8 protein-coding genes are annotated in these 7,847 nt (G+C 66.1%); 6 read left to right on the top strand and 2 right to left on the bottom strand.

Translation table 11 applies throughout. The annotated features are described in order from the left end of the window. The 3 genes from guaB to ACKOED_RS15845 form a co-directional block, all read left to right on the top strand. The coding region (gene guaB / locus ACKOED_RS15855) for an IMP dehydrogenase (protein ID WP_408917597.1) at positions 1–1,289 on the top strand (1,289 nt) is incomplete at its 5' end. A gap of 10 nt (positions 1,290–1,299) precedes the next feature. After that, on the top strand, positions 1,300–1,725 hold the full coding sequence (locus tag ACKOED_RS15850; protein ID WP_408917595.1) for an MAPEG family protein: 426 nt from the start codon (positions 1,300–1,302) through the stop codon (positions 1,723–1,725). A 3-nt stretch (positions 1,726–1,728) separates the two neighbouring features. After that, on the top strand, positions 1,729–3,018 hold the full coding sequence (locus tag ACKOED_RS15845; protein ID WP_408917594.1) for an RsmB/NOP family class I SAM-dependent RNA methyltransferase: 1,290 nt from the start codon (positions 1,729–1,731) through the stop codon (positions 3,016–3,018). On the opposite strand, the gene mntR is transcribed toward ACKOED_RS15845, so the two are convergent. Further along, on the bottom strand, positions 3,002–3,460 hold the full coding sequence (mntR, locus tag ACKOED_RS15840) for a manganese-binding transcriptional regulator MntR (RefSeq protein WP_408917593.1): 459 nt from the start codon (positions 3,458–3,460) through the stop codon (positions 3,002–3,004). The genes ACKOED_RS15845 and mntR overlap by 17 nt on opposite strands. Positions 3,461–3,530: 70 nt before the next feature. Here mntR and ACKOED_RS15835 point away from each other — a divergent pair, with 70 nt between their 5' ends. The 3 genes from ACKOED_RS15835 to guaA all read left to right on the top strand — a co-directional run bounded on the left by ACKOED_RS15835 (position 3,531) and on the right by guaA (position 7,406). Continuing rightward, complete coding sequence (locus tag ACKOED_RS15835; RefSeq protein WP_408917592.1) at positions 3,531–4,868, top strand: Nramp family divalent metal transporter; 1,338 nt, start codon at positions 3,531–3,533, stop codon at positions 4,866–4,868. Between the two features lie 103 nt (positions 4,869–4,971). Beyond that, entirely contained in the window at positions 4,972–5,811 is an 840-nt protein-coding gene (locus tag ACKOED_RS15830) for a c-type cytochrome (protein ID WP_408917591.1), read from the top strand. 53 nt (positions 5,812–5,864) lie between these two features. Then, positions 5,865–7,406: a glutamine-hydrolyzing GMP synthase gene (guaA, locus tag ACKOED_RS15825; protein ID WP_408917590.1), complete on the top strand. Its 1,542-nt coding sequence runs from the start codon at positions 5,865–5,867 to the stop codon at positions 7,404–7,406. 53 nt (positions 7,407–7,459) lie between these two features. On the opposite strand, the gene ACKOED_RS15820 is transcribed toward guaA, so the two are convergent. Then, positions 7,460–7,717, bottom strand: coding sequence for a hypothetical protein (locus tag ACKOED_RS15820; RefSeq protein ID WP_408917589.1), 258 nt, complete (start codon positions 7,715–7,717; stop codon positions 7,460–7,462). Positions 7,718–7,847: the final 130 nt, after the last annotated feature.

The following is a 7,847-nucleotide window of genomic DNA, read 5'->3' as shown; positions in this document are numbered from 1 at the left end:
CCATGGCGCAGGCTGGCGGGCTCGGCATCATCCACAAGAATCTCGAGCCCCATGAGCAGGCCGAGCATGTCCGGCAGGTCAAGCGCTTCGAAACCGGCATGGTGGTGAACCCGATCACCATTGCGCCGGACGCGACGCTGGGCGATGTGCTGGCGCTCAAGGAACGGCACCGGATTTCGGGTATTCCGGTGGTCGATGCTTCGGGCCGGCTCGCAGGTATCATCACCAACCGCGATGTGCGCTTCGCGACCGATCTCAACATGAAGGTCGCGGCCCTGATGACCAGTGACAACCTCGTCACCGTCAAGGCCGGTGTTGACCGGCAGGAGGCCAAGCGCCTGCTTCACAAATACCGTATCGAGAAGCTGATTGTTGTCGATGATGACTACAAATGCGTCGGCCTCATAACCGTCAACGACATGGAGAAGGCGGCCGACCATCCGCTGGCCGCCAAGGACGAACACCAGCGCCTGCTTGTTGGCGCGGCAACCGGCACCGGCGATGCCGGGTTCGAACGTGCCGCAATGCTGGTCGATGCCGGGGCGGATTTGATCGTGGTCGACACCGCCCATGGCCATTCGGAGAATGTCATCCGGCAGGTGACGCGTCTCAAGAAGCTCTCCAACAGCCTCCAGATTGTGGCCGGCAATGTCGCCACGGCAGAGGCGGTGAAGGCGCTGATCGACGCCGGCGCGGATGCCGTGAAGATCGGCATCGGACCGGGGTCGATCTGCACCACGCGCGTCGTGGCCGGTGTCGGCGTGCCGCAGCTCTCGGCCATCATGGAATGCGCGGAAGAGGGGGCCCGCCAGGATGTGCCGGTGATCGCCGATGGCGGCATCAAGCTCTCGGGCGATCTTGCCAAGGCGCTGGCGGCGGGTGCCGAAGTGGCGATGATCGGCTCCTTGCTGGCCGGCACCGATGAAAGCCCCGGCGAGGTCTATCTTTATAACGGCCGCAGCTACAAAGCCTATCGCGGCATGGGCTCGGTGGGGGCCATGGCGCGCGGCTCCGCCGACCGCTATTTCCAGCAGGAGGTTAAGGACAGCCTCAAGCTGGTGCCGGAGGGAATCGAGGGCCAGGTCCCCTACAAGGGTCCTGCCGGCGCCGTGCTGCACCAGCTGGTCGGCGGCTTGCGCGCGGCCATGGGCTATGTCGGCGCCGCCGATCTGGCGGAACTCCGCAACAAGGCCCAGTTCATCCGCATCACCTCGGCCGGCATGCGCGAGAGCCACGTGCATGACGTGATGATCACGCGCGAGGCCCCCAACTACCAGCGTCAGGGATAGGGAGGCAGCCATGACCATCGTGCAATGGCTGCTGCTGCCGGCCTTCATCCATGTCGCCTGGGTGATGCTGCTTGGCTTTCGCATGGGCCGCGCCCGCACCGGCGCCATACGCGCTGGCCGCGCCAGGATCGCGGAGATCGCACTCGATAACACCCGCTGGCCGGACGACGTGCGCAAATTCGCCAACAACTATGACAACCAATTTCAGGTGCCGATGCTTTTCTATGCGGTGCTGCCGCTATTGCTCATCACCCAATTGGCGGACATCGGGTCGGTGGTGCTCGGCTGGGCCTTCGTCGTGGGCCGTATCGCGCACAGCCTTGTTCATACCGGCAGCAACAATGTGATGCGGCGGTTCTATGGGTTCGTCGTGAGCCTTATGGCCGTGGCCGCGATGTGGGCGTGGTTTGCACTGCGTCTCTATGTGACCGGCTAGATCATGCGTCTTGCGGGCCGGGTCTCGGCGGCCATCGACGCGCTTGCCGCCATCATCGAGCGCCACTGTCCGGCCTCGGATGCGCTGAAGGACTGGGGCAAGGCGCATCGTTTCGCCGGTTCGACCGACCGCCATGCCATCGGCACGCTGGTCTATGATGTGTTGCGGCGGCGCAATTCGCTGCGCCAGCGCATGGGCGCCGAAACGCCGCGCGCCCTCGCCCTGGCGGCGCTGCATGATGTGTGGGGCCTGTCACCGGACGCCATTGCCGCCACGGCGGAGGAACCGCACGGTCCCGGCGCGCTCACCGGAGCGGAGCTTGCGGCGCTTCAGCGGCCAGCGCCCGTAGATCTGCCCCTGCATGTGGCGGGCGATATACCGGAGTGGCTGGCGCCATCCTATGTGCGCGCCTTTGGCCTTCGCGCCGCGGAGGAGGGGGCGGCCCTGGCATCGCGTGCGCCGGTCGATCTCCGCGTCAACACGCTGAAGGCCACGCGGCCGCAGGTGCTGGAGGCGCTGGCGCGTTTTGGCGCGGTGGAAGGCCCGTGGTCGCCGCTCGCCGTGCGGATATCGCCGCCCGGACCTGAGACGCGCAACGCCAATGTCGAGGCGGAGCCCGCTCACGGACTCGGCTGGTATGAGGTGCAGGACGCGGGCTCGCAGGTGGCGGCGCTGTTGTCCGGCGTGGGCCCCGGCATGGCGGTGGCCGACATCTGCGCCGGAGCTGGCGGCAAGACGCTGGCGCTCGCCGCGATGATGCGGAACCAGGGAAGGCTTGTCGCGCATGATCTTGACCGTTTTCGGCTGCGGCCAATCTTCGAGCGCCTCACGCGGGCTGGGGTGACTAACTGCGAGGTGATCTCGGCGCAGGACAAGGGCAAGCTCGACGCCGCCGCGCCGTTCGATTGCGTGGTCATCGACGCACCCTGTTCCGGGTCTGGCTCATGGCGGCGGAAGCCTGATGCCAAATGGCGTTTCAACCCGAAACTGCTGCAGCAGCGGCTGAAGGAGCAGGCGCTTCTCCTGGATCGCGGTTTCGATCTTGCGAGGCCAGGCGGCATGGTCCTCTACATTACCTGCTCGGTGTTGCCCGAAGAGAACACCGATCAGATCGCGGGCTTCCTTGCGCGCCAGCCGGGCGCTGTCATTGTTCCTTACCGGGAGCAATGGGGGCATGCCATCGAAGGCGATGCGCCCGCCTCGGCGGATGGCGCGGAAACCACCCTGCTGCTGACGCCAGCCCGCCACGGCACCGACGGCTTCTTCGCCGCCGTCATCAGGAAGATGGCTTAAGCCCCAGGCGTCCGCGCGCAAGAAAACGCGCCATGGCGCGCAAGGTTTCGTCGCTCACATGGTGCTCGATCCCTTCGGAATCGATGCGGGCAGTATCGGTGGAGACGCCCAGCGCCAGGAGGAAGCTCTCGACGATCTTGTGCTTGCGGCGGCCGTCCTCGGCCATTTTCCAGCCTTCCCCGGTCAGGAAAATGGCCCGATAGGGTTCCTGCGTCACCAGCCCCGCATCCTGCAGGCGCCTCAGCGTTTTCACCACCGTCGCATTGGCCACCCCCAGGCGGAGGGCCACGTCGGACCCGCGGGCCTCGCCCGTCTCGTCGATCAGGTCGGCGATCAGTTCCACATAGTCCTGCGCCAGTTCCGACTGGTGATCGGACCGGATGCGGCGGAAGGCGGTGGAGCGGATCTTCGCCGCGCCCGGTCTCTTCGCGCGCTGCGCCACGATGAAACTCCCTGCTCTTTGAGGATGCTAGCCCATTGCATTAGGTTTAGCCAATGCTAAACTTCCTCGCATGAGTGACAATTCCGCCTCCGCGGCGGGCTGGCGGCGGGCGCGTGGCGAGCCGCCGCTGGCTGACATGTTCCGCACCGTGCGCGTGGCGGAGAACGCGTCCACATGGCGCCGGGCGATGGCCTTCGCAGGGCCGGGCTTTCTGGTCGCGGTGGGCTATATGGACCCCGGAAACTGGGCCACGTCCATCGCCGGCGGCGCGCAGTTTGGCTACGTGCTCTTGAGCGTGGCGCTGCTCTCCAACATCATGGCCATCTTCCTGCAGTCGCTCTGTTCGCGGCTGGCCATCGGATCGGGCCGCGACCTGGCGCAGGCCTGCCGCGACGCCTTTTCGCGGCCAGTGGCGCTGGTCCTCTGGCTGTTTGCGGAAATCGCCATCATCGCCACTGACATTGCCGAAGTGGTGGGCACCGCCATCGGCCTCAACCTCTTGTTCGGCATTCCGCTGGAACTCGGCGTATTGATCACCGCGCTCGACGTATTCCTGATTCTCTGGCTGCAGCGCCTGGGCTTCCGCTGGATCGAAGCCTTCATCATCACGCTGCTCGGCGTCATCTTCATCTGTTTCCTGATCCAGATCGCGCTGTCCGACCCCGACTGGGGGCAGGTGATCCGCGGCTTTGCGCCGACCACCGAGATCGTCGGGAACCCCGCCATGCTCTATCTGGCGCTGGGCATCATCGGGGCCACCGTGATGCCGCACAATCTCTATCTCCAGTCCGGCATCGTGCAGACCAGGGCCTATGGCGAAACCCTGCGGGAGAAGCAGGAGGCGCTGCGCTTCGCCACCTGGGATTCGACGGCGGCGTTGATGTTCGCGCTGCTTGTGAACGCCTCGATCCTGATTCTGGCCGCCGCCACCTTCCACGCCGGCGGGCACACGGGTGTCACCGAGATCGGCGAGGCGCATGCCATGCTGGCGCCGCTGGTGGGCTCGCTCCTGGCGCCGAAGCTGTTCGCCATCGCGCTTCTGTGCTGCGGGCTCAATTCCACGGTGACCGCCACCATGGCGGGTCAGATCGTCATGGAAGGCTTCCTCGACATCCGGCTTCCCGCCTGGCTCCGGCGGCTTGTCACCCGCATGGTGGCGATCGTGCCCGCCGCGCTGGTGACCCTCTATTACGGTGCGGAAGGCACCGGCATGCTGTTGATCCTGAGCCAGGTCATTCTGGCCTTCCAGCTGCCGTTCGCCATCGTGCCGCTTGTCCTGTTCACCCGCGACAGGGCGAAGATGGGCGGGCTCGCCGCGCCCGCCTGGCTCACCCTGATGGCGGCGGTCATTGCTGTTTTGATTATCTGCCTCAACCTAAAGCTGTTGTGGGACCTGGCCGCCGGCTAGGCTAGAAGCGACTAGACAGTTGGCGGGTATGACGATGGCGACGCTGCGACGATTTCTGATGGTATGTGCTGTCATGGCTCTGGCCGGGGGTTCGGGAGCCTGGGTGCTGAGCGCCCCCAATCCCGTGTCTGAAGGCGCCATCCCCGCGCACACGCCGGATGTGGCCAATGGCAAGATCATGTACAATGCCGCCGGCTGCTTCTCCTGCCACAAGCCAGGCCCCGAGCTGAAGGACGCAGACCAGTCGCTGCCCGCGGGCGGCATGGCCTTGAAGACGCCAGTGGGCGTATTCTACCCGCCCAATCTGACCCCCGACCCGGAAACCGGGATCGGCAAATGGACCGATCTTGAATTCGTAAACGCGGTGCAACGCGGGCTTTCGCCGGAGGGCCAGCATCTGATCCCCGCCTTTCCCTACACCTCCTATGCCCGCATGAAGACCGAGGATGTACTGGACATCCGCGCCTATCTCGCGACCCTTCAGCCCGTGGTGTCACCTGAAAAACCCGCCGAGATTCCCGCCCCCTGGCTGCTCCGCCGCGGCGTCGGGCTATGGAAGCACCTCGGCCTCGACACCACGCCCTGGCAGCCGGACCCGGCGCAGAGCGCCAGCTGGAACCGCGGCGCCTACATCGCCAATGCGCCGGGTCACTGCAATGAATGCCATACCCCGCGCAATGTCTTCATGGTGCCGGATATGAGCCGCCAGTTCGCCGGCGGCCCGCACCCCGAGGGCCAGGGCAAGGTGCCTTCGCTGCGCGATCTCGTGGGCCGCGGCAAATACAAGGACGCCGCCGACCTCACGCTGGCTTTCCAGAACGGCGAGATGCTCGGCTATGAGAACATGTCGTCGGGTGGCATGGGGGCGGTGCAAACCAATCTCTCCAAGCTGCCGCAGGCCGATGTCGAGGCGCTGGCGGACTACATCGTCAGCCTGAAATAGGAGAAGCCGCCCCGCATCTTGCGGACTCAAGCGCTCTTGCTTATGGACCCGCCATGCAAGACCGCATCCTCATCGTCGATTTCGGCTCCCAGGTTACCCAGCTCATCGCCCGGCGCATCCGCGAGGCGGGGGTCTACTCGGAGATCGTGCCCTTCCAGTCGGCGGAGGCGGCGCTGGACTGGCCGGGCCTTAAGGGCATCATTCTCTCCGGCGGCCCCGCCTCGGTGCATGAGGGCGGTAGCCCGCGCGCGCCGGAGCGGGTGTTCAGCCGCGGCGTGCCGGTGCTCGGCATCTGCTACGGCGAGCAGACCATGTGCGCCCAGCTCGGCGGCAAGGTGGAGGCCTCTGACAACCGCGAGTTTGGCAAGGCCTTTGTCGAGGTGAAGGCAGCTTGCGCGCTGTTCGACGGTGTCTGGCAGCCGGGCGAGCGCCACCAGGTGTGGATGAGCCACGGCGACCGTGTCACCGCCATACCGGAAGGCTTCCGCGTGGTGGCGGCTTCGGAGGGTGCTCCCTTCGCGGCGATCGCCGATGAGCGCCGCCAGTTCTACGCCACCCAGTTCCACATGGAGGTCGTCCACACGCCGGACGGCGCCAGGCTGCTCGCCAATTTCGCGCTGGATATCTGCGGCTGCAAGGGCGACTGGTCGATGGCGCATTTCAGGACCGAGATGATCCACAAGATCAGGAAGCAGGTGGGCCTTGAGCGGGTCATCTGCGGCCTTTCGGGCGGTGTTGACTCGGCGGTCACCGCGGTGCTGATCCATGAGGCCATCGGCGCCCAGCTCACCTGCATCTTCGTCGATCATGGCCTGATGCGCCTCAACGAGGCTGACCAGGTGGTGCGGCTGTTCCGCGAGGCCTACAACATTCCGCTCGTCCATGTCGACGCATCCGACATGTTCCTCGGCGCGCTCGCGGGCGTCTCGGACCCCGAGCAGAAGCGCAAGATCATCGGCGCCGAGTTCATCAGCACCTTCGACGCCGAGGCCGCGAAGCTCGGCAACGAGAAGTTCCTGGTGCAGGGCACCCTCTACAGCGACGTCATCGAGTCGGGCGGCGGCACCAACGCGGCCACGATCAAGAGCCACCACAACGTCGGCGGCCTGCCCGACGACATGGAGATGGAGCTCGTCGAGCCCCTGCGCCAGCTGTTCAAGGACGAGGTGCGCCTCGTGGGGGAGGAGCTCGGGCAGCCCGAGCGCATGGTGTGGCGCCAGCCGTTCCCGGGGCCGGGCCTGGCGATTCGCATCATCGGCGAGGTCACGGCCGAGCGGCTGGACATCCTGCGCCAGGCCGACTTCATCCTGCAGGAGGAGATCCGCCTGGCGGGCCTCTACCGCGACCTGTGGCAGTCGTTCGCGGTGCTGCCGGCCGTGCGCTCGGTGGGCGTGCAGGGCGACAGCCGCACCTACGCGTACCCCATCGTCATCCGCGCGGTCACGTCCGACGATGCCATGACCGCCGACTGGGCGCGACTCCCCTACGACCTCATCGAGAAGATCTCGAGCCGCGTCATCAACGAGGTGCCGGGCGTGAACCGGGTGCTGCTGGATGTCACCAGCAAGCCCCCCGGAACCATCGAGTGGGAGTGATTTCTCCCGCTCAATGGTTCCGCTGCTGAGGGCCCAGCATTCAGTGGGAGTAGCTAGGCGGCGGACTCCGCGGCCAGGACGCCTTCGATGCGGGCGATCTGCTCGCGCGAGAGATCGGCCGTGACGATGCGCTCGGCGAGTTCCTTGGAGTGCTCGTCCCCGCGCATCGACTGCGCGCGCAACGCCTCGCGGTCGGCCCGGGCCGTGTGGTGCCAGCAGAAGCTGCTGGTCATGTAGGGGGTCTGCCGGCAGCGCTTGCCATGGGCGGCAACGGCCTGGCACCGGTTGATGATCAGTCGGGAGTCGCGCATGAGGTCTCCAGAGGTGGCGCTGTGATGGGAGATCGAAGCTCAAGCCATGAAGTGCTGGGGAACCTACCATACAATGTAAGGGTGCGCAAGGGCATGGGCGACCCCCCGGGGGCCCGCCATGCCGAGGCCG

It is taken from the genome of Aestuariivirga sp., assembly GCF_046093005.1.
GTDB lineage: Bacteria > Pseudomonadota > Alphaproteobacteria > Rhizobiales > Aestuariivirgaceae > Aestuariivirga.
Note: the sequence above shows the minus strand (reverse complement) of the source record. Positions and strands in the feature narration are given on the sequence as shown.

Coding starts and splice junctions, on each gene's coding strand:
- ACKOED_RS15850 (WP_408917595.1), top strand. CDS start 1,300: ATGACCATCGTGCAATGGCTGCTGCTGCCGGCCTTCATCCATGTCGCC.
- ACKOED_RS15845 (WP_408917594.1), top strand. CDS start 1,729: ATGCGTCTTGCGGGCCGGGTCTCGGCGGCCATCGACGCGCTTGCCGCC.
- ACKOED_RS15835 (WP_408917592.1), top strand. CDS start 3,531: ATGAGTGACAATTCCGCCTCCGCGGCGGGCTGGCGGCGGGCGCGTGGC.
- guaA (WP_408917590.1), top strand. CDS start 5,865: ATGCAAGACCGCATCCTCATCGTCGATTTCGGCTCCCAGGTTACCCAG.
- ACKOED_RS15820 (WP_408917589.1), bottom strand. CDS start 7,717: ATGCGCGACTCCCGACTGATCATCAACCGGTGCCAGGCCGTTGCCGCC.